Source organism: Nocardia sp. NPDC019323, assembly GCF_044389845.1.
In the GTDB taxonomy this organism is placed as follows: Bacteria; Actinomycetota; Actinomycetes; order Mycobacteriales; family Mycobacteriaceae; genus Nocardia; species Nocardia implantans.
The window spans coordinates 118,961-141,785 of the sequence record NZ_JBIRYN010000003.1 but is presented as its reverse complement, the minus strand read 5'-3'; the positions used below and the strand labels follow the sequence as shown (position 1 = coordinate 141,785).

The window sequence follows — 22,825 nt, the reverse complement described above, 5'->3', positions numbered from 1 at the left end:
CATAGGGGGAGGGGAGTGTCAGAACCTTTGTGGGTGAAGGCGATGATTCTATTTTTCGGTGTGGTCGGTGATGCGGTCGCCGTAGATCAGGGCGAACTGCTGCAGGGCTCGTTTCCAGCCGGGGGTGTGGCCGACGACGTTGGGCCGGTTCTTGCGGCGGTCGCGGATGACCAGGTAGAGCACCTTCAACGCGGCCTGGTCGGTTGGGAAGTGCCCGCGGCGGCGCACCGCTTGCCGGAAACGGGCATTGAGCGATTCGATCATGTTGGTCGTGTAGACGACCCGCCGGATCTCCGGCGGGAACTGCAGAAACGTGGTGAAGTGCTCCCAGGAACCGCGCCAGGTCTTGACGATCATCGGGTAACGATCGCCCCATTCGGCGGTGAACTCGGCGAACCGCGCTTCGGCCGCATCGACCGTCGGGGCGGTATAGACCTGACGCAGCTGCTTGCTGATCGGCCCCCAGTGCTGTTTACCAGCATATTTGAGGCTGGCCCGCACGAGGTGGACCACACACAGCTGCACGTCGGCTTGCGGCCAGATCTCGGTGATGGACTCCGGCAGTCCCTTCAAGCCATCGCAGCAGACGATGCACACATCCTCGACACCACGGTTACGCAGCTCGGCCAGCACCGCCATCCAATGCTTGGCGCCTTCACCGCCGTCGCCGACCCAGAGCCCGAGCACGTCGCGGGCACCGTCGAGTCCGATACCGACAGCCACGTACACAGGGCGCGAGGCGACCTGACCATCCCGGATCTTGACCCAGATGCAATCGATCATCACGACCGCGTACACGCGATCGAGCGGGCGGGACTGCCATTCGGCCAGCTCGCCGGCCACGGCGTCGGTGATCTTCGAGATCGTCTCCCGCGAGACATCCGCGCCATAGATCTCGGCCAGATGCGCGCGGATCTCACCGGTCGTGAGCCCCTTGGCATACAGGCTGACCACCGCCTCGTCGAACCCGGCGACACGGCGCGCGTGTTTGGGCACGATCCGTGGCTCGAACTCCCCCGGCGCGGTCCCGGGGCACGTCCACGGTGACCTGCCCGATATCGGTATGCATCCTCTTGCGGCTGGTGCCGTTGCGATGATTGCCGCCCTCGGTCTCGGCCGCCGCCGCACGATCGCCTTTGGCGTATCCGAGGTGCTCGGTCATCTCCGCTTCCAGGGCGGCCTCGATGACCCGGCGAGTCACCGCCGTCAGCAAACCATCGGCCCCGGTCAGCGACAGCCCCTCGCTGCGGGCCTGCTCCACCAACTCCTGCGCGATCCGAACATCCAGCCCGCCACCAGCAGTCCGAGTTACGTTGTCGTTCAAGGTGATCCTTCCTCGCCGAAGCAGCCGCAGGCTACTTCAGCACCTGTTCGGAATCACCTCCACCCCCAAAGTTCCTGACAGTCCCCATAGGGGAGTGCCGGAACCGCCACTCCCCTTCCTAAGACCGTGTCTCACGTCGTTGCAAATCGCTCGATGTGTGTGTCGTAACCGGCTGTGCTGCAGGACGTCTGGTCGTGGTCGATGCTCTGTCGCAACGTCTGGTCCCGGATGAGCTGTGGGTGCTGGTCGAGCCATTGTTGCCGAAGTTCGAGACTCTCCCGCAGGGGGGTGGCACGGCGTCGGTCGATGAGCGGGCCGTATTCACCGCGGTGGTGTTCGTGCTGACGAGCGGTTGTGCGTCGCGGATGCTGCCGCCGTTCGGGGGTCACTGTCCACGACGCCGCATCGTCGCCGATTCACCGCCTGGACCGAGGCCAGCCTCTGGCGGCGGTTACACCGCGTGGTGTTCGACGAACTGGGTAGCCAGGGCTTGATCGACTGGTCGTGGGCGGTGATCGACGCGGCGTTGGCGCGAGCGAGACATCCCGACGGCTTGAATGTCAAACGTGGCTTTCTCGGCGTTTACGGACGATGCGGTGGTTTTGTCGTAGACCGTTCGGGTCTTGAGACAGCCATGGAGGATGCCGACAAGGCGGTTGGCGAGCTGGCGCAGCGCAGCCTGATGTTCGAGTCCGCGGGCGCGGTGTTTGTCGTAAAAGGCACGCGCACCCGGTGAGACGGTCAGGGCGCTGAACGCCGGACAGACGAGGGCATCGATGAGAAGATCGTTGTGCAAGGACCGTGTCGCGACAGATTTTCCGACCGGGAGGTTGCTCATATCAGCTTGCGCACGGTAATCCAGGGCGCGGCACCCTCCCGGGCCCACCCGGCGCAGTCCGGCAAGTCCATAGCGGTCTCTGAACATGTCTGATGGCAAGAACTTCCAGCAACAGGGCCGCTGACCGGGTTGACCGTTATCGAATAGCAATCTAGGCTAGACACCACTCCAGCACCATTTTCCGTCAGGTCTGTCACAGGTCTGTGGTCAAGTCCCCTCTCGCGCACAGATTCACGTCAGTCGTGACGCTCGCCCGAGCCGCGTGCTGGAGGGCCCTTTCCCGCACGAAGGCGCCCCCGGAAAACCGCTCTGACCTGTTCCGATTCCTGGCCCATCTGCCGGACCGCCCCACACTTGATCCCTGCGAGATGTTTGCTGGCACAGGCGGTCGGCGTTGATCGCGCCGGTCATCCGGCCGCAGGCGCCGTTGCAGATATTCGTTTACGTACCGCAGGTCACGAACCGCGTGGTTCGTACCGGCGACGGCGATGTCCCCTATCTGTCCACCGGCGGCGACGAAGGTCGCGTCCTCGACAAGCACACCGGCACCGCGTTCGAGTGGCGGCCGGGCACCCGACTGGAGCGGACCCGACTCGATGGCGGAGTAGTGCTGGCCCGAAGGTCACCGGACGGACACGCTGTCATCGCATTGCCCGCCCGCGGAGTCATCGGCGTCGAGGTGGAGCCCGAGGCGACTTACGACGTGGCGGCTGTGGATGCGGCGGCGATGATCCAGTTGCCGAATTCCACGGCCAGGTGCCATCGGTGCTCGCGGATGAACCGGGCGGGCAGACTCGCCGGGAACTGCACGGTCAGCAGGGCTTCCATCGTTCCGCGGCGGTCGAGGAATTGGTGTCGTACGCCGCCGATCACGAGGCCGTCGTCGAGCAGGGCCTGGCCCGCGATCTGCTGGGGGTAGCGGGGGTCGGCAGGGATGGTGAGTGCTTCGGTTCTGCCGTAGTCGACGAGAAATCGGGTGGCCAGGGGTGACCCGCCGGTGGCTTCGACGACTTCCTGGCGGCCGTCGGGAAGTCCGCGCAGGAGGTAGTGGTCGGGGCAGGCGGCGACCATATCGGTCTCGGCGTTGGTGGCGGTGAGGTCGGAGAACCAGGCGGCGAATCGTTCGGCGCTGTAACCGGGAACCTCCAGGCGGGTGACGGCGTGCCCGGTGCGGCCCCGGCTGAGCGCCACCCCGGTGCGCGTCATCCGCTCGGAGATCTCGAGGTCACGCTTGAGTGCGGCGTACACGCCCGCGTGACCCAGGCGGGTCTTCATCGAGGTCAACGCGGATCGTTGCGCGTCGAGCGGAGCGCCGAGCAGGTCGTCCAAACGCTTTCCCGGCGCGAGTTCGGCGAAGGCTCGCGCTCCCAGACGGCGGGCGAGTTTGGTCAGCACCACTTCGGCGCGGCGGGCTTCCCATGCCCGTACTCGTTCCCGCGAGATTTGTTCGCCGCCAACGTACGTCCGAATCGCGATGGACTCGCCCATGAGCCTCGCCTTCCTCTCCGCTTTCCGTCCCGGCCACTTCCGTCGACGGGGGATGAACCAACGTCCGCCCGCTCGGGAAGCGCGGTTGGCTAACCACGAGGCAGACCAGCGTCAACGTAATCCCACACCTTCACAAACGCAAGTTTTCCTAGCTTTAAGCGCCCGACGAGAGGAATCGGTCGATCCTGACCACGCGGGTGATCTTCCCTGCGGCTCTTGCACATCGCCGCACACGAGTGGCATCTGGCCTGCGAGTTCGGCAACTGGATCACCGCGTATCCGCGCTGACCGAACCGCTCGCGGCCCGGTCCTCCGGTCGCCGGCTCGCGCATCGAGTAGAACAGGGGCATGGACCGGCGCGGACGCGACGCGAGCATCGAGGAACTGTCACCGCCCCCGGCCCCGCGCAAGCGGACCGGGGGACGGTCGGCGCGCGTACGCGAGGCGGTACTGACCGCGACGCTGGAACAGGTGGCCGAACACGGGATCGAGGGGTTGACCATCGGCGATGTCGCGGCCAGGGCGGGCGTGGCGGAAACGACGATCTACCGGCGCTGGGGCACGCGCACGGCCTTGATCGCCGAGACCGTCACCGAATTGGCGGCGGCGGGCAACCCCGCTCCCGATACCGGGACGTTGCGCGGCGATCTCCGGCAACTCGCCGAACAGATCTCCCACCTGCTCTCGCGCCCCGGCATCGCGCGGCTACTGGGCACGACCATCGCCCTGTCGGCCGACCCCGAGGTCGCCGAGGCGCGCCGACGCTTCTGGGTCGACCGCTTCGACCGAACCGCGCACGTCATCGGCAGGGCCGTCGATCGCGGCGAGCTGCCATCGGACGTCGATGCCCGCGAAGTGCTCGAAACCCTCTCCGCCCCGATATATTTCCGTCTCCTGGTGGTGGATGGTCCGCTCGACGACGAATTCATCGCGCGCTGCATCGAGCACACGCTCATCCTGCACGGGGTGCCCCGCTGAGGGTCCGCGCCTTCGACGACTGTGCTCACCCCGAGCGGCGAGGGCCGCTCAAACCTTCCCGTGCGGCGTGACCTCCGTGTCGTGTTCGCCGGACGGCGCGCCGACCGCTCCGAGCAGGCTCAGCACGTCGACGGCTTCAGCGACCCGCCGGGACCCTGCGCTGCGGCCTCGGCCGGTTGTGCGGCGACCCAGATCCGCGATGGGCCTGCATCGTGGCGACCGGAGACGAACCGCACTCCGGTCGCCGGTTCGATGTGGTAGGCGGCTTCCCGGACTCCGACCGTGAGGAAGGTTTCGGTCACGATCTGCGCCCACGGCTCGATGCCGCGGGCGCGCAGTTCCGTAGTTCGGGGTGGCCGACCATGTCGATGTCGTCGGGAGGAGGTCGCTGGTCCAACTGAGTTGTGCCGGCATGGAGTTCGCGCCGTCGGTGGCCTAACTGCGTTCACCTGGCCGACGACCAGCCTACCGCCGGGGCCTGTCGGTGCGGCCGTGCCCGGTCGATCTCGACCCGCTGGTGCAGGCCATGTGGTGGCATCCGGCCTACGACAGCGAACCGGAACACCAGTTGTTGCGTGAGGTGGTCCGCGCCGTCGTCCGGGACGTATTCCCTCCCGGCGACAACCTCGACCCATGAGGGTCGCCCCGGCGAGCGCTCCGCCGGATTCGTCCGTCGCCCGAGCTGCCGGATGGTCTCGGACCGGATGCCAGGCGGCGCGACCGACCGGTCAGGAATCGAGAAGCGGCGCGCGCCGCGGGGCGCCTAGCGTTGGGGGCATGAACCTCACCACTGATCAGGCCGCGATCGATTCCGTCGTGCTCGAGGTGCCGGACCCGGACGCCGCCGAAGCCTTCTACGCTGCCGCGTTCGGACTCGGCGACAAGGTGCGCTTGCGCGCCTCCGACGCTGCGACCACCGGTTTTCGGGGTTACGTGCTGTCGCTGGTGGTGTCGCAGCCGAGCACCGTCGACAGCCTCGTCGGTACCGCCGTCGACGCGGGAGCGACGACGTTGAAGCCGGTCAAGAAGAGCTTCTGGGGCTACGGCGGCGTGGTGCAGGCTCCGGACGGGGCGATCTGGAAGGTGGCGACGTCGGCGAAGAAGAACACCGGGCCTGCCACCCGGGAAGTCGACAGTTTCGTGGTGCTCCTCGGGGTCGACGATGTCAAAGCGACCAAGCAGTTCTACGTCGACCGCGGCCTGGCCGTGGCGAAGAGCTTCGGCAGCAAATACGTAGAGTTCGCCACCCCGGCCGATTCGGTCAAACTCGCGCTCTACGGGCGGCGCGCCGCGGCCAAGGACGCGGGCATCGCACCAGAGGGCTCCGGGGCGCACCGATTCGCCATCCGCGGCACTATCGGCCCGTTCGTGGACCCGGACGGTTTCGCCTGGGAGACCGCCGACTGAGCGGTTCGACCGCCGGCCCGCCCCACCGCAGGGTGCGCACCCCGACGAATTCCCGGACGAGACTGCTGAGGCAGGATAGCGCCGTGACCGAATCCTCTCAGCGCCCATGGGGCAGCTACACCATCCTCACCGAAGGCGACGGCTTCAAGGTCAAGACCATCGAGGTACACCCCGGCCGGCGCCTCAGCTACCAAAAACATGCGCGCCGCGCCGAGCATTGGTTCGTGGTAGCCGGAGAAGGGCTGGTCACGCTCGACGGCGACACCGTCGAAGTGCGCACCGGAGAGGCCATCGATATCCCGCTGGGCGCCGCTCACCGCATTCACAACACCGGTCCGACCCCACTGGTTTTCGTGGAGGTACAGCACGGCGACTATTTCGGAGAGGACGACATCGTCCGCCTCGAAGACGACTACGGGCGGTCGGAGACGAATCAGCCGGCCAAACAGTCGGTCTGACCGAATCGCCGTCACCATGCGGTCGTCCCGGTCACATGGGTGTGCCCATCGAGTGAGGGACCAGGTCGCTCGATGGGCACTTCGCCGTGGCGCGGACCGTCAGAGTGAGCCGCCGCCGCCCAGCAGCCACGGGTTGAACGTGCACTCCAGATTCGGGTGACCAGCCGGATCGAGAGCCCGCAGCGCGATCGACAACGCGCGCGGCGAATACATCATCGTCAGATGATCCGACACGTCTTGCTCGCACCCGTCCTGCAGCGTGATGTTCTGCACCGCCACCCCCGGCGCCGCCTTCAGGAACGTCAGGTCATACGGATTGGTGATCTCGTCGTACCGCGTGCCGACGATCGTGTAATCCACCCCCGTGATCGTGTCGCCGTGCTCGTTCAGCTTGTTGACGAAATCCGAGCCGATCGTCTGCTGGATTCCCGCGTGCCCGACGAAGATCTCCACGAAACCGAGCACATCGATACCGAAGTTGTTGATCGCCCGCCCGAGCGCGCCGATGCCGTCCAAACTAGTCCCGTGGTGCGTGGCGCCGAAAGTGACCAGATTCTTCACCTTCGCCGCACCGCCCTCGAACTTCGTGTACCAGTTCGACATCGATCCACCCTGGGAATGCGCCACGATATCGACTTCCGAAGCGCCGGTCGCCGCCAGCACCCGATCCACGAACACCGCCAGCTGTTTGGCCGAATCCTGGATGTAACCGGTGCCCATCACCCCGGGCAGCACCGATCCCAGGCCCCCGCCTTCCAGGAGATTCGACCGCCCATAGTTGAACGTGAACGTGCAGAATCCGGCGTCTTTGATCGGCTGGCCCATGAACGCGAATCCGTTGTACGCGTTCATCCACGTTCCGTGCACCAGAACCACCGGACGCGGATGCTCGGCCGTCGGTTTACACGCCCAGTCGTTCGTCCCCGGCGGCGCCACGTCCGGATGCGTCAATCCGTATCCGAACGCCGCCAGCCACGACGTCATCGGCGGACCGAAACCCACAGTGTCGCTGGCGTAACCGCCCGAGGATCCCGAACTGCTGCCCGACCCTCCGTAACAGTCACCGGAGCCGTTACCCGACCCGGCCCCACTCCCCGACGTACACGCAGAACCCGACCCCGCGCTTCCCGAATCCGCCACCGGCGCCGCCTTACGGCCCGCCGCGATGTAATCGGCCAGCTGCTGCTCCGTCGGTCCTGCCTCGGGCGCCGCGTGCCCGGTCAGCACGCTCAACCCCATCGTCATGGTCGCGGTTACGGTGAATACGGCGGTACGCAGTATTCGCCGACTGACGCTTGATCTCATCGAATGCCTTTCCGTATCTCGACATCGTTGTCCTTGCCGGCAGGCGCGCCTCGCAATGTCGAACGGCAGCAACGATAGGACGCCGATCAGTGGAAAATGCTGGTCAGCGCGGGACTCTGGGCGGCTCACTGCGAAGTTGCGGGCTCATATATGAGCGGCCACAGAACGGCGGAACGCGAGCTACACCTGGCGAGGACGGGCGGCCGGCGAGAAACCGCGCCACCTCCCCTTTCCGGCAGGCGATCGGAAAGAAGCGGTAGCGGGTGTCACAAACTGTCCCGCCATTTCGCGATGGCGCGCCCGACCTCGGTGACGGGAGGCTCGTGGTAGAGCCACTCCCTTGCCAGCCGGTGCCAATTGTTGGTGACCCGCAACTGACCGAGCACGGCGAAGGTGAACAGATCCGCACGCCGGGAGAACACGTGCTCCGGCGGAAGCAACTGCTGCCGCATACCTTTGAACTCGGCGGCACGAGGATCGACAGCGAGAATCACCGCGCCGGTGGCGATCTCGGGAGTGATCGTTATCCGCTCGTCGAGCAAATGCCACCCCGCCGCCGCCCAGACGTATTCCAAACACTCCTCCGCGGCGACACCCGCGTCGGGGTCGACGATGCCGCGTCCGACCCAGGCCTCGTAGAGGTCTCCGGCGCGGTGTTCTCCGGCCGCCCGCAGACACGCGCGCTCGAAATCGACATGCGCGGGGTCCATCCGGTCGTAGAGCCCGAAATCGACGAACGCGAGCCGGCCGTCGGCCGCGAGGAGGATATTTCCCGGATGCGGGTCGCCGCAGAATTCGTTGTCCTGGAACAGCGAACTGATGTAAAAGCGGTAGATCAGCTCACCGAAGCGATCGCGTTCGGCGTCGGGCAGCGTCCGGAGCTGCTGAAAATTCTCTCCTGCGACGAATTCCGTTACGAGAACTCTTCGGGCGCAATATTCCTCGATACTGTCCGGCACCGTGATGAAAGGATGGCCGCGATACCGCATCGCGACGCGATGCTGGGTCCTGGCTTCCCGCGGATAGTCGAGTTCGTTGCCGATGTTGCGCGCGATCTCGTCCAGCACGGCACTGTCGGCGGCGCTGGGCAGCATGGATCTCCACAGCTTGCTGAGCGTTTCGAGATTGCGCATGTCCGCGTGGACGGCCTCGTCTACGCCGGGATACTGCACTTTCACCGCGACGGCGCGCCCGTCGTGCAGCCGCGCCCGATAGACCTGGCCGATGGATGCCGCGGCGATCGGCGTCTCGTCGAAATCGGCGAAGACGCGCGCGAGCGGCCCGAGATCGTCCTCGATGACCTTCGACATCGCCGCGAACGGTACGGCGGGCGCTTGATCGCGGAGTTCGGCCAGCTTGCCGCGGAAGAGTTCCCGATGCGATTCCGGAACGAAGTCGGCGTCGAGCACCGACAACATCTGGCCCAGCTTCATCGCCGCGCCTTTCATGCTGCCGAGCACGGTGACGACCTGCTGCGCGGTCGCGAGCGTGGAACGCTCGGCCAGCACTCGCCGGGCCTCTTCGGTCCGGCCGATCATCGACAACCGGGTGCCGACCCCGCGCACGGCTTGACCCGCGGCCAGTCTGCCCAACCGACCGCTCCTGGCCAGACGTCCTCCGGGCACTCGATCGGCCACGGCATGCACCTCCATGAGCATCCGCGCGGCGTGCGTCGCACGTCCGGATATTCTTCGCACCCGGACCGCGAATTGTCGAGGGCGCGACGCAGCGCCGTGGCCGGAATGCCGGTCTACCGTGAGCCGGCCATGCGCCGGGCACCGGCCGGTATCCGCCGGGTGCCGTCCTCGGTCCAGACGATCAGCGCCGAACGCAGGTACCACAGTCCCCTGGGGTCGGCGGGGTCGAGACCGGTGAGCTGGGCGATTCGGCGGAGCCGGTAGTCGACGGTGTTGGGATGCACATGGAGGTGCCGGGCGGTGCGCTGGCGGTTGAGGTCGTTGTCGATGTGAATCCGCAATGTCTCCAGGAGGTCCGGGTGCTCCATCAGCGGCGCGACCTGGGTGCTCAGGACATCGCGGCCGATGCCGGGGCGGGTGAGCTGGTATTGCAGCGCCAGTTCGGTGAATCGGTACAAGCCGGGCCCGTGTCCGAGTTGCTCGACGGTGTCGAGCAGTTCGTGGGCTTGGGCAGCGGCGGCGGAGACCTGCCTCGGCCCCGCGGTCACGACGGCGGCGGTGATCGGCACACGCGCCGCCGCGGCGAGCTTGTCCACCACGCTGTCGAGATCCAGCGCGCTGACCTGGGTGGTGGGAATGAGGATCGTTCCTCCGTCGACCGACAGCAGCGACAGCGCGCGGCCGTCGAACAGGTCGGCGAGACCGGACTGGAGCCGGCGGAGCTTACGCCGGGCAACGACTCGGCTGTCGAGCTGGGGAAGACGCTCGTCGGGATGCGCCGGTAACGCGACCGCGAGCACGAAATACTCCTCGGCGACCGGTATTCCGCATTCCCGAGCCATCATCGAGGTCGCGTGACCGCCGAGCAGCGCCGAAGTCAGGGTGTGCATCGCGGTGTGGCCCTCCGCCGCTACGGCTTTGCACTCTCGCACATAGGCTTTGCTGACCGTCGCGGTGATCAGATTCAGCAGCTCGAGCGTGACGGCGGTGCCGGTGACGAGGTGGGCGCGGTCCGTCGCGCCCTTGTCGGCCAGCAGCATGCCCAGACCGAATTTGAACCCGGCATGGATCGCGTGGAGGATGCCGTCGATCGGGATGCCTTTCCTGGCCCATCCCGCCGCGGCGGTCCGCAGAATCTCGGTCCGTCCGGTCGAATCCTGCCCGTTCAAGCGCTGGACGGCCCAGTCCAAGCACATCCGCACCACGACAGCGACTTCCGCTTCGGCCGTGCCGCCGGGCAGAGCGGCGGAATCGATGAGGTGCGCGACGACCTTCGCGGCCGTGCGCTGGGCTTTCGGGGAAAGCGGCACGGTCTGCCGTGCCTGGTTCGATCCGGGGTTGGCGATGCTTTCGATCGTCACTGGTGACCTCCTTGTCGCCGTGGAGCCGAGGCCGCGCCGGATGTGCGCTGGATGCGACCGTGACCACCTCGCGATGTCCGCGGCGCTACCTGCCGTTCGGTCTGTGGAAAAACGGTAAACCGCAGGCCGACTCAGTTGCTACTCCGCTTCGGCCGCTCGGGACCGAAACGGAAAAAGTCGGTTTGACCAGGCAAGATCATGAACGGCCACCCGCTTTCGGAAGCCCATCCGCAGCACATACATGGTCAGGTACTCACTTTTTGCGCGGCGCGCCGCGGCTACTCAAACGGCGGCGCGCGCCGCGACCTCGGCGTCGGCCCATGCGCCGATCATCCGCGCCGTCATGTCGATCGCCTCCGCGCGCACCGGATCGTCGACCTCGAGGGCGGACGCGCGCAGCACCGCCGCGAAACCGGTGTTGATCACGACGAATGTCATCACGTCGTACTCGTGATCGTCACCGGGACCGAGCATCTGGATCAGCATCACCTTCACCAGCAGGCGCAGCCGCGGTTCGAACTCGGGGATGCCACTGCTGTAGAACTGGACGCCGGCGACGAGCGCGCGCACCAACTTCGCGTTGGCCACCAACTCTTCGGTGATCACTCCCAGGATGTCGGCGGCGACCTGCTGCATCGTTTTCCCCGACACGTCGAAGACGCGCTGGGTGAAGCGCCGTTCCACCGTCTCGAGCAGCCGTTCGAGCAGTTCTTCGACCAGGACGCCGCGATCGGCGAAGTACCGGTAGACCGTGCCGATGCTCACTCCCGCTTCGGCCGCGATCCGGTTGGTCGAGGTGTTGGCGATACCGCGCTCACCGAACAGCCGCGCCGCCGTATCCAGGATGTGCTCCCTGGTCGCCTTGGCTCGTGCCTGAGCGGGACGACGACGTTGACCCACAGCCTTCGGCGGCATGACTTCCTCCCGCCCGTTCACTGAAAATGAGCGTTGCTCATCTTAACCACAGCAAGCGGCGTCGCGCCCGAACTCGAGTGCTCTGACGCGCACTCGACGCTTCCGCACCGACCGGACCGACGGTCGGCGAGCGGACGAATCCGCAGCTCACGCCGCGACGTCGAAAAGAGTGAGCTCGCCCGCGGATTGGGCGCGCAGCTCGGCGCGCTCACGGATCGCGCAAGTCGGGCCGATTCCTTGTGCGACCGATTGCGGCGACAGCAGCCAACCGTGACAGCGACGGCAATGCGCGACCAGTCGCACCATGGGGCGGTCATCAATCTCGGCCAATTCGTTCTCCTCTGGCCAGGTGACTACGCCGTCAGTGTGGCATGAGGCACCGACAAACTCCCCGGCTCGGCGTTGTCCACCGCAGCCGCATGAGATCTCGCACACGCGTTGAGGAAAGATGTGGCCCATGACCGCTTCTCGACTGATTCGTTCGTTGGTGGGTACCGCACCCGCGGTGCTCGCCGTCCTCAGCTTCACCGCAGCCGGAGGGGTCGCGACCGCCCAAGCCGCGCCCGGCATTCCCTCGGTTCCCGGCGTCGTGCAGCGCCTGCAGATCGCTCCCGGCCACAACAGCATCGAGGCCAGCGGCAACGTCGCGCAGGGCAAGGCCGACAGCTACTCCATCGCCACGGCGCCGGGGCAGCGCCTGAGCTTCGACGTCGCGGGTAATGCCCGCGTCTCGGTGGCCCCGCTGATCGGCCCGCAGGTCGCCAACGAGGTTCCGCACGCCGATCTCGTCGCCGACGGCAACGACTACCAGATCGTCGTCTCCTCCGCCGACGGCTCGGCGGCCGGCTACACCCTCAAGGTCACCATCGTCTGACGTACGCCTTCCGCCCGCCGGCCCGATGAGTCGTGGCACGACCTCCGGGACGGCGGGCGAAGTCCGTGCCCAGCCCGCTCCCGGCCGGCGAGCAAGGACGCCTGCTCGTCTCCGAGCAGACAGTGCCGTTGGGCACACCCGAGGCAAACATCCGCGTGCGGCGGATCGCCTAGCACTATGGTGAGGCGGTGCTGCTCGAACCAGGTGACCAGTTCGCGGGCTTCGTCGTGCGGGCCCCACTGGGACACGGCGGCAGCAGTCAGGTGTACCTGGCCGAGGATCCGGAGTGGTCGCGGCCGGTGTCGTTGAAGATTCTCGGACCCGAGGACAGCCGGTCGCCAGAGGCGCGCGCTCGATTCGTGCACGAGTTCGACATCTTGTCGGCGCTGCGGCACCCCGACATCGTGCGGATGTACACCCACGGGGAAACCGATGGCAGGTTGTGGTCGGCTCACGAGTACGTCGCGGGCGCGACGGGTTCGACGTTGGTGCGATCGCCGCGCCGGTACCCGGACTTGCGGCAGGTGCTCCACGTGCTGACGCACGTCGCGGCGGGATTGGACTTCGCACACGCCAACGGAGTGGTCCATCTCGACGTGAAACCGGCGAACGTGCTGGTCGGGACGGACGAGCCCGCGACGGTGAAGATCTCGGATTTCGATTCGGCCCGATGGCTGGACCGCCCGGAGCCGCCGCTGGCCACCGACGGGTTCGTCGTCGTCTCGGTGCCGTATGCCGCACCGGAACTGCTGCGAGCGGACACAGTGTCACCGGCGACCGACCAGTACGCCTTGGCCTGTTCCGCCGTCGAACTGCTCACCGGGCACACGCCGTTCGCTCGCGGCAACCTCATGGCCACCGCCGAAGCGCAGCTGAACGAACCGCCTCCCACGCTATCCACACGCCACCGCTGGATCCCGCCCGAGGTCGACGCGATCCTGCACCGGGCACTCGCCAAGGCCCCCGGCGAGCGCTACGACTCCTGCGCCGAACCCGTCCGCCTGCTCACCGAAACGCTCGCCGACGTCGATCCCCGCCCGCTCGCCCCCATCCTGAACCGTCTGAAGGTGTCGGTCACCCGCTCGCCACTGCTGAATGCCACCCTCGGACGGCTCGGCAATCGGCTCGTGCTGCGGTTCCGGCCGCCCTTTGCGTCCGCTCTCGAGTACGCCCCGGTGTAGCCCTTGATTTGCCGGTTTCCTTGCGATGAGCCGGTACTGCGGTCACGCTGAAAGGTATGCGGACCCGCGATATCGAGGTCGGGTGCACCTATATGGTGCTGGTCCCGCAGCGCCTGCCGCGCAGTCGATACCCCGACTGCGACCAGCCGGGTTCGCTCACTTGGGCGTGGTCGTGGCTGCGCGGTGGCCGGTTCCGGCTCACCGTCACCGACATCGACCACACCAGCGATCCGACCACCGTCGAAGGGCTGCGGATCACCGCGAACTCCCGCATCGCCGTGGTGCTGACCGGTGAGCAAGCCAATGAACTCGGGCTGCCGGTCGGCGTGTTCCGAGTGCGCGGGACCTTGTTCGACGGCGAGGACCGGCCCGTGCGGCTGCCCGAGGTCGAACCGCTGCGAGTCCCCGCTCGCTGGCTGCGGCCGGTCGAGCAGCCCTGCTTGACGCACCGCGATATCGATTGCTTCCCTTACCTGTGAGGTTTCGCGGGAACCTGCGCCCACTGTGATCATCCGGCCGGTCCGGTCGCGCCGCTCAGGGCGTGTGAGGCGCGATGAGCTGCTCCACGGCCGCCCAGAGTTCGGCTTCGCGCCGCGGATCGTAGGACTCCTCCGACGAGCGGGCGACCCGGCCACGGTCGACGTAGGATCCGGTCGGCGCGGCCGTGGCGCCGAGGACCACGTCCGCGAGCTGGCGCCCGGCGGCAGCACGGCTGTTCGCGAACGGCGTGCGGGTCAGCGCGGGCAGGATGCGGCGCATCGCGAACCGGGAGACCGGGCCCGCGTTGCGAGCGAGATCGGTGCCGGGGACGAAGCCGGGGTTGAAGCCGATGACATCGATCCCTGTCGGCAGACGGCGGGCGTACTCGTGCACCAGATAGATGGCGGCGAGTTTGCTCGTCGAGTACGCGGTGCGGCCGGCGGCGGTGGTGCGCGGCGCGGAGAACGCGCCGGGGCGGGCCAGGACGTCCGGGGACCGCCAAGCCGGGCCCGGCACCATACCCATGTTGTGCCGGAAGTCGCCGAAGTGGGTGTCGCTCACGGTGATCACGACGCGGCCAGGGGCGCGCAAGCGATCCTCGAGCAGGCGCACGAACAGATGGTTGGCGAGCACGTTGACGGTGAAGGTGGACTCCAGCCCGTCGGGCCCCGCGGTGAGCGCGTTCGTGTACTGGATTCCCGCGTTGCCCACGAAACCGTGCAGCGGCGGCAGCTCGCCGCGGTCGAGCCTGCCGCGGATTTCGTCCGCCGCCGACCGCACGCTGTCCAGTACGCCGAGGTCCACCGGGACGTGCGACACCATCCCCCCGCCGGCGCCGAGTTCGGCCGCCAGCCGTGCGCCGGTGGCCTCGCGCGCGGCGACGACGAGATGCGTCTGCGGCGCCGCGTGCACGATGCGCTCCGCGGCGACGCGGCCGATGCCGCGACTCGCCCCGGTCATCACGATGGTCGACGGCATGGCGGCTCCTTCACTGCGTGATCTGCGCGTCGCGAACGGTCGCGCGGCGGGCACGCCGCCATGAACGCACGCCGTCCGGGCCGGCCGGATCAGTGCACGAGCTGGTCGGCCCATGCCCGTGGCAGCGCCGCACTCGACACATCGGCGATCTCGTGCAAACGCTGTGCGGAAAATCCCTGACGGCTGAGCTGGATCAGGCCCTGGGCGACCAGCACCACATTGGCGCTGACCGCCGAGAGCACGGCTTCGTCGTCGTCTCCCGCGGCGTGCATCGCCGACCGCAGCCGGTCGGCCACGCCCCGCTCCATCTCGGTGGTGGTCCGGCGGCCGATGGTGGCGACTTCGGGGATGCGGGTACCGAGATGGGCGATGCTGTTGATCATCAGGCAGCCGCGCCGGTTCGGCTGCGCGGCACAGTCTTCGATGATCGCCTGGTACAGCGCGCGCACCGCGGAGCGTGCCGAACCGCCCGCCGAACCGATGGCCTCGCGCACCAGACGCGCGCGGCGCTCGCAATAGCGTTCGAACGCCGCCAGGAACAATCCCCGCTTGCTGCCGTAGGCGGCGTAGATGCTCCCGTTGCCGACGCCGGTCGCGAGCGAGACGTCTTCCACCGAGGTGCTGTCGAAACCTTGCGACCAGAACAGCTCCGTCGCGGCGTCGAGCAGACTCGACTCGTCGAATCGCCGCGGCCGTCCCATGTGCTCACCGTACCAATCGGCGTGCGAGGTGGCGCACACCGCTTGTTCTGGAGGCACCACTCCATAATAATGATGACATGTCCAACACTTTCGCCGCCTCGCCCAGCAAACGGGTGGGCATCCTGGTCTTCGACGGCGTGAAGATGCTCGACTTCGTCGGGCCGGCGGAGGTGTTCGTCGAGGCGAACCAGTCGGTGGCGGGTTACGAGGTGGTCTTGATCTCGGCCGACGGCAAAGACGCCCAGACCTCGATCGGCGCCCGGGTGGAGGTGAGCTGCGCGGCGGCGGACGCGGGCCGTTTCGACACCGTGGTGATCCCGGGCAGCGAGCTGCCGCCGGGCAAATTCATGACACCCGAGGTGATGGCCGCCGCGCGGCATCTGTCCTGCAGCACCCGGCGGCTGGCCTCCATTTGCAGCGGCGCGTTCGTGCTGGCGGATCTGGGCCTGTTCGACGGCCGGCGCGCGACCACGCACTGGAAATTCGCGAACGAACTCGCGCGGCGCTACCCGGCGATCGACGTGGACCCGGATGCGATCTTCGTGCGAGACGGCAACCTGTACAGCTCGGCCGGGGTCGCCGCGGGCGTCGATCTCGCGCTGGCGCTGGTGGAAGAGGACCACGGCGCCGACGTCGCGCGGCGCGTGGCGCAGGCGCTCGTGGTCCCCATGCAGCGCGCGGGCGGCCAGTCGCAGTTCTCCGCGTCGCTGAGCGGACCGGCGCCGCGCAGTCCGCTGGTACGCAGAGTGGTGGACTTGATCTGTGCCGACCCGGCGTACCCGCACACGGTTCAGACGTTGGCCGCGCACGCGCGGGTCAGCGTCCGGCATCTGACCCGGCTGTTCCGCGCGGAACTCGAACGCTCGCCCGCGGAATACGTCGCGTTCATCCGTTTCGGCACCGCCAGGGACATGCTGCACGCCGGATACAGCGTGACGGAGGCCGCCATGGCCGCGGGGTACGGCACCAGCGAGGCGTTGCGCCGGGCGTTCGTGGCGCGCGTGGGCATCTCCCCGCGCAAGTACCAGCAGCGTTTCCGGTCGACCGTCAGGACCGATCCGGCGCTGGAGCAGGCCGTGTCCTGATTGGAGGCTTTTGTGGCCCGTGGGGAGGGGCGCGCGGCGGGGGCCGCGGCCGAGACTGAGTCGGCCACAGCGCCGCTGATCGAGCGCTGAAGAGAGGAAACATATGTCCGCCCCGGCTGATCCGACCATCGTTCTGGTGCACGGCGCTTTCGCCGACGCTTCGAGCTGGTCTCCCGTCACCGCACGGCTGCTCGACCAGGGCCATCGCGTCCTGGTTCCCCCGGTGTTCAATCGCAGCCTCTCGGCGGACGCGGCTTACATCAAGTCGTTCGTGGAGCGGATCGACGGCCCGGTCCTGCTGGCCGGGCATTCCTACGGCGGCGCCGTCATCACCGTCGCCGGCGTCGCCGACAACGTGGTCGGCCTGGTCTACGTGTCCGGCTACGCGCTGGAAGAAGGCGAAAGCCTGGGGCAGCTGCAGGGCGGGTTCCCGGATTCCGATCTGGCGGCCAACCTCGTCTACGCGCCGTACCCGATCGAGGGCGCCGAGCCGGGCACGGACGTCTCGGTCGCCGTCGCGGCCTTCCCCGAGGTCTTCGCCGCGGGCCTGGATCCGGCGAAGGCCGCGGTCCTCGCGGTCTCGCAACGGCCGCTGTCGGCTTTCGCGTTCACCGAGCCCGCCTCGGCGGCCGCGTGGAAGACGAAACCGGCCTGGGGCATCGTCTCCAGCGCCGACCGCACCATCAATCCCGACGTCGAGCGGTTCGGCTACCAGCGCGCCGGAGTGCGCGCGGCCGTCGAGATCGACGGGCCACACCTGGTGATGCAGACCCACCCCGACGAAGTCGTGGCCGTCATCGTCGACGCGATCGCGCAATCCGTTTGAGTTCCAGTAGTTCCACCCCCTTCCAGAGAGGCACGACCATGTCAGGTAACCCGCACGGCATCTCGCTCGAACCGGCGGCGCAGGAGTTCGTCGACGCGACCTCGCAGCCGCCGTTCCTGTACCAGCTCCCGCCCGAGGAGGGGCGCAAGGCGGTGGACTCGGTGCAGGACGCGCCGATCTTCAAGCCGGAGATCGACGAGGAGTGGATCACCGTCGACGGCGGCCCGACCGGCTCGGTGCGGGTCCGGATCGTCAAGCCGCAGGGGGTCACCGAAACGCTGCCGGTGATCATCTACACCCACGGCGCGGGGTGGGTGTTCGGCGACGCGCACACCCACGACCGCTTGGTGCGCGACCTGGCCGTCGGCACGCACGCCGCCGTGGTGTTCCCCGAGTACGACCGGTCGCCCGATGTGCGGTACCCGGTGGCCAACGAGCAGTCCTACCGGGTGGCGCAGTGGGTCACCGCGGAGGGCGCGCAGAAGGGCCTCGACTCGTCCCGCATCGCGATCGCGGGTGACTCGGTCGGTGGCAACATGGCCATCGCGCTGACGCTGATGGCCAAGGAGCGCGGCGATGTCTCCTTCGTTCAGCAGGTGCTGTTCTACCCGGTGACCGACGCCAACTTCGACACCGGCTCCTACGAGCGGTTCGCCGAGGGCTACTTCCTCACGCGCGAGGGCATGAAGTGGTTCTGGGATCAGTACACCACCAGCGCGGAGGATCGCGCCCGGATCACCGCGTCACCGCTGCGGGCGACCACCGAGCAGCTGGCCGGGTTGCCGCCTGCGCTGGTGATCACCGCCGAAGCCGATGTGCTGCGCGACGAGGGCGAGGCCTTCGCGGGCAAGTTGCGCGCCGCGGGCGTGCCGGTCACCCAGGTGCGCTACGGCGGGATCGTGCACGACTTCGTGATGGTCAACTCGCTGCACGACACCCACGCCGCCAAAGCCGCGGTGGCGCAGGCCGTCGCGGCGCTGCGGTCCGCTCTGTACACCGACTGAACGATTCGAAGGAACCACATTCGTGAGCACCGAGCCCACCAATCCTTCCGCGCCGACCATCGTGCTGGTCCACGGCGCGTTCGCCGACTCATCCAGCTGGAACGGAGTCGTCGAGCGTCTGCGCGCCCGAGGACATTCCGTGATCGCGGCCGCGAACCCGCTGCGCGGCCTCGACAGTGACGCGGCCTATGTAGCGTCGGTCCTCGATTCCGTGGCAGGGCCGAGCATTCTGGTCGGCCATTCCTACGGCGGAAGCGTCATCACGGTCGCCGCCGCAGGAAGAACCGATGTCGAAGCGCTCGTCTATATCGCCGCGTTCATTCCGGACGAGGGCGAGAGCGCGCTGCAATTGACCGACAAGTTCCCCGGATCGACGCTCGGGCCCACCACCCGGGCGGCGTCCTATCCACTGCCCGACGGGGGCGCCGGCACCGAGCTCTACATCCGGCAGGAGGAATTCCACCGGCAGTTCGCCGCCGACGTGCCCGCCGCCACCGCCGAGCTGATGGCCGCGACCCAGCGGCCGGTCGCCCTCGACGCGTTGCAACAGCCGGCGACCGCCGCCGCCTGGCGGGGCATCCGGTCGTTCGCGCTGGTCACCGGCGAGGACATGAACATCCCGGTGGAAGCGCAGCGGTTCATGGCCGAACGCGCAGGCGCCGAAGTCGTCGAGGTCTCGGCCTCGCACGCGGTCTCGGTGTCGGCTCCCGACGTGGTAGCTGAGCTCATCGCCCGAGCCGCCGCCGGTTAGGAATCCGCGGTCACGCGACGCGGCCCGCGCGGCAGGAGAGTCTTCCGTGCGGGCCGCGACGACCCAGCTGGATGGCGCGGATTTCCGCCTGCGCGGCTACCGCACTCGGCCGGAGTATCCGGTGCGCCGCATCGGATACCGAGCCTGGCATGTGCGTCCCTTTCCTCGGCCCACCGATCAGCGGCGGGTCCGCGCCGCCCGATCCAGGCCGTAGTGGCGCAGGATCGGGCGTCGTCAGCCGCAGACGGCCCCGCCGGAAGCGGAGCCCACCAGCTTGGTGTACTTGGCCAGGACGCCGCGGGTGTAGCGGGGCGGCAAGGGTTTCCAGTCGGTGCGGCGGGCAGCGAGTTCGTCGGCGTCGACCAGCAGGTCCAGCGTGCCCGCCGCGACGTCGAGGCGGATGCGGTCACCGTCGCGCACGAACGCGATCGGGCCGCCGTCCACGGCCTCCGGCGCGACGTGCCCGACGCACAGGCCCGTCGTGCCCCCGGAGAAGCGCCCGTCGGTGAGCAACAGCACGTCCTTGCCCAGGCCCGCGCCTTTGATGGCCGCGGTGATGGCCAGCATCTCCCGCATCCCCGGACCGCCCTTCGGACCCTCGTACCGGATGACGACCACGTCGCCCGCCGCGATGGTGCCGTCTTCGAGCGCGTCCATCGCGGCCCGTTCCCGATCGAAAACCCGTGCCGTGCCGGTGAACACGTCGGAATCGAAGCCCGCCGACTTGACCACGGCGCCATCCGGTGCCAGAGATCCGGACAGGATGGTGATGCCGCCGGTCGGATGGATCGGCGCAGCCATCGCACGGATCACCTTGCCGTCCGGGTCCGGCGGGGTGATGTCGGCCAGGTTCTCCGCCACTGTCCGTCCGGTCACGGTGAGACAGTCACCGTTCAGCAACCCGGCGTCGAGCAGGGCTTTCATCATGACCGGCACGCCCCCGATCCGGTCCACATCGGTCATGACATGGTTGCCGAAGGGTTTGACGTCCGCCAGGTGCGGCACCCGGCGACCGATCCGGGCGAAGTCGTCCAGCGACAGATCGACATTCGCCTCGTGCGCGATGGCCAGCAGGTGCAGCACGGCATTGGTGGAGCCGCCGAACGCCATGACGACCGCGATCGCGTTCTCGAACGCCGGTTTGGTGAGGATGTCCGACGGGGTGATGCCCTGGCGGATCAACTCGACCACGGCCTCGCCGCTGCGGCGGGCGTAACCGTCGCGGCGCCGGTCGGTCGCCGGCGGCGCGGCGCTGCCTGGCAGCGACATGCCGAGCGCCTCGGCCGCGCTGGCCATGGTGTTCGCGGTGTACATGCCGCCGCAGGCGCCCTCGCCGGGGCAGATGGCCCGCTCGATCGCGGCGACGTCGTCCCGGCTCATCAACCCTCGGGCACAGGCGCCGACCGCCTCGAAGGCGTCGATGATCGTCACTTCGCGCTCGCTGCCGTCGGAGAGCTTCGCGATCCCCGGCAGGATCGACCCCGCGTAGAGGAACACGCTCGCCAGATTCAGCCGGGCCGCGGCCATCAGCATTCCCGGCAGCGATTTGTCGCAGCCGGCCAGCAGCACCGAACCGTCGAGCCGCTCGGCTTGCATCACCGTCTCGACGCTGTCGGCGATCACCTCGCGCGAGACCAAGGAGAAGTGCATCCCCTCGTGTCCCATCGAGATGCCGTCCGACACCGAGATGGTGCCGAACTGCATGGGGAAGCCGCCGCCGGAGAAGACGCCGTCCTTGCAACCCCGGGCGAGCCGCTCCAGGGACAGATTGCACGGCGTGATCTCGTTCCACGAGGAGGCCACGCCGATCTGCGGCTTCTCCCAGTCGTCATCGCCCATGCCGACCGCGCGCAACATCCCGCGGGCGGCGGTCCGCTCCAGGCCGTCGGTGACGTCGCGGCTGCGTGGCTTCAAATCGGGGACTTTCGAATTCTCGGGCACGGTTTCCCATCATGCTCGCCTCCGCACCGATTGCGGCGGCGACCACGCCGAATCCACGCCGACCCGCCGCTCGTCCGCCCTGAGCGTAATGCCGGGCGGACCCGCGCCCGCGGACCTTACGCTCAGTTCATGAGCGAGCACCCGAGACTGCACTCGATTCCCGGTGGACGCGACGACCGTCCCCGCCAACCGGACTCGCGGACGCTTCCGGAACCCCTGTGGCGCGAGGTGCTCGGCGAACAGTTGCGCACCCTGCGGCTGGACCGGAACGAGACGCTGGTCGAGACGGCCCGGCGGGCCGGCATCTCCCCGCAGTATCTGTCGGAGGTCGAGCGGGGCCGCAAGGAGCCGTCGAGCGAGATGATCGCCGCCCTGGCCGGGTCGCTCGGCACCACGCTGGGCGAGCTCACCGGCCAGGTGGCCGACGACCTGCGCGCGCGCCGCCAGATCGCCCTGCTGCCGCGCTCGGCGCCGCGTTCCGGCACCGGGCCCACGCTCATGGCGCTGGCGGCCTGATCAGTCGCGTCGCCCCAGCACCTGATCGACGAGGCCGTACTCGATCGCGGCCGACGCCGTGAAGACCCGGTCGCGGTCGGTGTCGTGCCGCAGCCGCTCCACCGACTGCCCGGTGTGCCGGGACAGGATCGACTCGATCTCCGCCCGCAGCCGCACCAGCTCGTCGGCCTGCAGGATCAGGTCGGGAATCGCGCCCTGTCCGCGCGCGGCGGGTTGGTGCAGCACCACCCTGGCGTGCGGGAGCATGGCGCGACGCCCCGGCTCGCCACCGGCCAGCAACACCGCGCCCACCGCGATCGCCTGGCCGACGCAAGTGGTCTGGACAGGCGATCGAATGTGCTGCATGGTGTCGTACACGGCGAGCATGGAGGACAGGTCGCCGCCCTCACAGTTGATGTAGAGGTTGATCTCCTGCTCCGGGCTCTCCGACTCCAGGTGCAGCAACTGTGCGATGAGCGCGTTGGCGACGCCCGAGTCGATCGGCGTGCCGAGGTAGACGATGCGCTCGGCGAGCAGGTGGGAGTAGATGTCGGTGATCCGCTCGCCGCCCCGCGGATGCTGCGCGATCACATTGGGGATGGTGTAAGTGCTCATGCTGTTTCCTTCACGCTGCGCTGCCGCCTCCGGGCCTGACCGTTCATGCTCCGCCTGATTCCGGCATGAACGGGGCCCTCCGTGGTCACGCTGCGCTGCCGCCTCCGGGCCTGACCGTTCATGCTCCGCCTGATTCCGGCATGAACGGGGCCCTCCGTGGTCACGCTGCGCTGCCGCCTCCGG

At 68.0% G+C, this 22,825-nt stretch carries 23 protein-coding genes and 2 pseudogenes; 13 read left to right on the top strand and 12 right to left on the bottom strand.

The annotated features are described in order from the left end of the window. Nucleotides 1-48: 48 nt before the first annotated feature. Nucleotides 49-1,324 (bottom strand): annotated as a pseudogene (locus tag ACH49X_RS13695) (IS256 family transposase). Nucleotides 1,325-1,518: 194 nt separating this feature from the next. Here ACH49X_RS13695 and ACH49X_RS13690 point away from each other — a divergent pair. Continuing rightward, nucleotides 1,519-1,865 (top strand): annotated as a pseudogene (locus ACH49X_RS13690) (transposase); the annotation flags it as partial. 993 nt (nt 1,866-2,858) lie between these two features. On the opposite strand, the gene ACH49X_RS13685 reads toward ACH49X_RS13690, so the two are convergent. Next, entirely contained in the window at nt 2,859-3,650 is a 792-nt protein-coding gene (locus ACH49X_RS13685; RefSeq protein ID WP_357104341.1) for a hypothetical protein, read from the bottom strand. A 348-nt stretch (nt 3,651-3,998) separates the two neighbouring features. Here ACH49X_RS13685 and ACH49X_RS13680 point away from each other — a divergent pair, with 348 nt between their 5' ends. Further along, nucleotides 3,999-4,628, top strand: a complete 630-nt coding sequence (locus tag ACH49X_RS13680; RefSeq protein WP_195077431.1) for a TetR/AcrR family transcriptional regulator — start codon at nt 3,999-4,001, stop codon at nt 4,626-4,628. Nucleotides 4,629-4,747: 119 nt separating this feature from the next. Here ACH49X_RS13680 and ACH49X_RS13675 read toward each other — a convergent pair whose 3' ends face one another. Continuing rightward, complete coding sequence (locus tag ACH49X_RS13675; RefSeq protein WP_357204944.1) at nt 4,748-4,930, bottom strand: hypothetical protein; 183 nt, start codon at nt 4,928-4,930, stop codon at nt 4,748-4,750. A 182-nt stretch (nt 4,931-5,112) separates the two neighbouring features. Between ACH49X_RS13675 and ACH49X_RS13670 the strand changes: the two genes are divergently transcribed. The 3 genes from ACH49X_RS13670 (at nt 5,113) to ACH49X_RS13660 (ending at nt 6,493) form a co-directional block, all read left to right on the top strand. Continuing rightward, on the top strand, nt 5,113-5,265 hold the full coding sequence (locus ACH49X_RS13670; RefSeq protein WP_357204941.1) for a hypothetical protein: 153 nt from the start codon (nt 5,113-5,115) through the stop codon (nt 5,263-5,265). A 140-nt stretch (nt 5,266-5,405) separates the two neighbouring features. Then, nucleotides 5,406-6,035, top strand: a complete 630-nt coding sequence (locus ACH49X_RS13665; RefSeq protein ID WP_357204938.1) for a glyoxalase — start codon at nt 5,406-5,408, stop codon at nt 6,033-6,035. An 83-nt stretch (nt 6,036-6,118) separates the two neighbouring features. Then, a complete protein-coding gene (locus tag ACH49X_RS13660; protein WP_195077428.1) occupies nt 6,119-6,493 on the top strand; it encodes a phosphomannose isomerase type II C-terminal cupin domain in 375 nt (124 codons plus the stop codon). A 99-nt stretch (nt 6,494-6,592) separates the two neighbouring features. Here the strand turns inward: ACH49X_RS13660 and ACH49X_RS13655 are convergent, their stop codons facing one another. From ACH49X_RS13655 to ACH49X_RS13635, 5 genes are all read right to left on the bottom strand, one after another. Continuing rightward, entirely contained in the window at nt 6,593-7,738 is a 1,146-nt protein-coding gene (locus ACH49X_RS13655) for an alpha/beta fold hydrolase (RefSeq protein WP_323123934.1), read from the bottom strand. Nucleotides 7,739-8,064: 326 nt separating this feature from the next. Beyond that, nucleotides 8,065-9,435: an AarF/ABC1/UbiB kinase family protein gene (locus tag ACH49X_RS13650; RefSeq protein ID WP_357204935.1), complete on the bottom strand. Its 1,371-nt coding sequence runs from the start codon at nt 9,433-9,435 to the stop codon at nt 8,065-8,067. Nucleotides 9,436-9,548: 113 nt separating this feature from the next. Next, entirely contained in the window at nt 9,549-10,796 is a 1,248-nt protein-coding gene (locus ACH49X_RS13645) for a helix-turn-helix domain-containing protein (RefSeq protein WP_323123935.1), read from the bottom strand. Between the two features lie 282 nt (nt 10,797-11,078). Next, nucleotides 11,079-11,711, bottom strand: a complete 633-nt coding sequence (locus tag ACH49X_RS13640) for a TetR/AcrR family transcriptional regulator (protein WP_195077425.1) — start codon at nt 11,709-11,711, stop codon at nt 11,079-11,081. Nucleotides 11,712-11,858: 147 nt separating this feature from the next. Next, complete coding sequence (locus tag ACH49X_RS13635; RefSeq protein ID WP_195077424.1) at nt 11,859-12,041, bottom strand: DUF6011 domain-containing protein; 183 nt, start codon at nt 12,039-12,041, stop codon at nt 11,859-11,861. A gap of 127 nt (nt 12,042-12,168) precedes the next feature. On the opposite strand from ACH49X_RS13635, the gene ACH49X_RS13630 reads away from it, so the two are divergent. From ACH49X_RS13630 to ACH49X_RS13620, 3 genes are all read left to right on the top strand, one after another. Beyond that, the gene (locus tag ACH49X_RS13630; RefSeq protein WP_195077423.1) at nt 12,169-12,585 is read left to right on the top strand and encodes a hypothetical protein; all 417 of its coding nucleotides are present in this window, start codon (nt 12,169-12,171) and stop codon (nt 12,583-12,585) included. A gap of 188 nt (nt 12,586-12,773) precedes the next feature. Then, a complete protein-coding gene (locus ACH49X_RS13625) occupies nt 12,774-13,766 on the top strand; it encodes a serine/threonine-protein kinase (protein ID WP_357104321.1) in 993 nt (330 codons plus the stop codon). Between the two features lie 56 nt (nt 13,767-13,822). Continuing rightward, on the top strand, nt 13,823-14,245 hold the full coding sequence (locus ACH49X_RS13620; protein WP_195077421.1) for a hypothetical protein: 423 nt from the start codon (nt 13,823-13,825) through the stop codon (nt 14,243-14,245). 55 nt (nt 14,246-14,300) lie between these two features. Here the strand turns inward: ACH49X_RS13620 and ACH49X_RS13615 are convergent, their stop codons facing one another. Both ACH49X_RS13615 and ACH49X_RS13610 read right to left on the bottom strand, forming a co-directional pair. Then, nucleotides 14,301-15,224 (bottom strand): SDR family NAD(P)-dependent oxidoreductase, encoded by a 924-nt coding sequence (locus tag ACH49X_RS13615; protein WP_357104318.1) that lies wholly within the window; start codon nt 15,222-15,224, stop codon nt 14,301-14,303. An 89-nt stretch (nt 15,225-15,313) separates the two neighbouring features. Beyond that, the gene (locus tag ACH49X_RS13610) at nt 15,314-15,982 is read right to left on the bottom strand and encodes a TetR/AcrR family transcriptional regulator (protein ID WP_323123936.1); all 669 of its coding nucleotides are present in this window, start codon (nt 15,980-15,982) and stop codon (nt 15,314-15,316) included. Nucleotides 15,983-16,002: 20 nt separating this feature from the next. On the opposite strand from ACH49X_RS13610, the gene ACH49X_RS13605 reads away from it, so the two are divergent. The 4 genes from ACH49X_RS13605 to ACH49X_RS13590 all read left to right on the top strand — a co-directional run bounded on the left by ACH49X_RS13605 (nt 16,003) and on the right by ACH49X_RS13590 (nt 19,591). Continuing rightward, the gene (locus tag ACH49X_RS13605) at nt 16,003-17,010 is read left to right on the top strand and encodes a GlxA family transcriptional regulator (RefSeq protein WP_195077419.1); all 1,008 of its coding nucleotides are present in this window, start codon (nt 16,003-16,005) and stop codon (nt 17,008-17,010) included. 103 nt (nt 17,011-17,113) lie between these two features. Then, nucleotides 17,114-17,836, top strand: a complete 723-nt coding sequence (locus ACH49X_RS13600) for an alpha/beta hydrolase (protein WP_357104313.1) — start codon at nt 17,114-17,116, stop codon at nt 17,834-17,836. Nucleotides 17,837-17,874: 38 nt separating this feature from the next. Further along, nucleotides 17,875-18,840: an alpha/beta hydrolase gene (locus ACH49X_RS13595; protein ID WP_195077417.1), complete on the top strand. Its 966-nt coding sequence runs from the start codon at nt 17,875-17,877 to the stop codon at nt 18,838-18,840. A 22-nt stretch (nt 18,841-18,862) separates the two neighbouring features. After that, nucleotides 18,863-19,591 (top strand): alpha/beta hydrolase, encoded by a 729-nt coding sequence (locus ACH49X_RS13590; protein WP_357204932.1) that lies wholly within the window; start codon nt 18,863-18,865, stop codon nt 19,589-19,591. 234 nt (nt 19,592-19,825) lie between these two features. Here the strand turns inward: ACH49X_RS13590 and ilvD are convergent, their stop codons facing one another. Then, on the bottom strand, nt 19,826-21,532 hold the full coding sequence (ilvD, locus tag ACH49X_RS13585; RefSeq protein WP_195077415.1) for a dihydroxy-acid dehydratase: 1,707 nt from the start codon (nt 21,530-21,532) through the stop codon (nt 19,826-19,828). Nucleotides 21,533-21,661: 129 nt separating this feature from the next. On the opposite strand from ilvD, the gene ACH49X_RS13580 reads away from it, so the two are divergent. Next, complete coding sequence (locus ACH49X_RS13580; protein WP_195077414.1) at nt 21,662-22,048, top strand: helix-turn-helix domain-containing protein; 387 nt, start codon at nt 21,662-21,664, stop codon at nt 22,046-22,048. Here ACH49X_RS13580 and ACH49X_RS13575 read toward each other — a convergent pair whose 3' ends face one another. Further along, entirely contained in the window at nt 22,049-22,642 is a 594-nt protein-coding gene (locus tag ACH49X_RS13575) for a ClpP family protease (RefSeq protein WP_039799894.1), read from the bottom strand. Nucleotides 22,643-22,825 lie beyond the last annotated feature (183 nt).

Excerpts from the sequence above, each read along its gene's own strand:
- ACH49X_RS13600 (WP_357104313.1), top strand. The coding sequence starts at position 17,114 with ATGTCCGCCCCGGCTGATCCGACCATCGTTCTGGTGCACGGCGCTTTC.
- ACH49X_RS13680 (WP_195077431.1), top strand. The coding sequence starts at position 3,999 with ATGGACCGGCGCGGACGCGACGCGAGCATCGAGGAACTGTCACCGCCC.
- ACH49X_RS13685 (WP_357104341.1), bottom strand. The coding sequence starts at position 3,650 with ATGGGCGAGTCCATCGCGATTCGGACGTACGTTGGCGGCGAACAAATC.
- ACH49X_RS13595 (WP_195077417.1), top strand. The coding sequence starts at position 17,875 with ATGTCAGGTAACCCGCACGGCATCTCGCTCGAACCGGCGGCGCAGGAG.
- ACH49X_RS13615 (WP_357104318.1), bottom strand. The coding sequence starts at position 15,224 with ATGCCGTCGACCATCGTGATGACCGGGGCGAGTCGCGGCATCGGCCGC.
- ACH49X_RS13640 (WP_195077425.1), bottom strand. The coding sequence starts at position 11,711 with ATGCCGCCGAAGGCTGTGGGTCAACGTCGTCGTCCCGCTCAGGCACGA.
- ACH49X_RS13605 (WP_195077419.1), top strand. The coding sequence starts at position 16,003 with ATGTCCAACACTTTCGCCGCCTCGCCCAGCAAACGGGTGGGCATCCTG.
- ACH49X_RS13630 (WP_195077423.1), top strand. The coding sequence starts at position 12,169 with ATGACCGCTTCTCGACTGATTCGTTCGTTGGTGGGTACCGCACCCGCG.
- ACH49X_RS13620 (WP_195077421.1), top strand. The coding sequence starts at position 13,823 with ATGCGGACCCGCGATATCGAGGTCGGGTGCACCTATATGGTGCTGGTC.
- ACH49X_RS13580 (WP_195077414.1), top strand. The coding sequence starts at position 21,662 with ATGAGCGAGCACCCGAGACTGCACTCGATTCCCGGTGGACGCGACGAC.
- ACH49X_RS13665 (WP_357204938.1), top strand. The coding sequence starts at position 5,406 with ATGAACCTCACCACTGATCAGGCCGCGATCGATTCCGTCGTGCTCGAG.
- ACH49X_RS13655 (WP_323123934.1), bottom strand. The coding sequence starts at position 7,738 with ATGACGATGGGGTTGAGCGTGCTGACCGGGCACGCGGCGCCCGAGGCA.
- ACH49X_RS13575 (WP_039799894.1), bottom strand. The coding sequence starts at position 22,642 with ATGAGCACTTACACCATCCCCAATGTGATCGCGCAGCATCCGCGGGGC.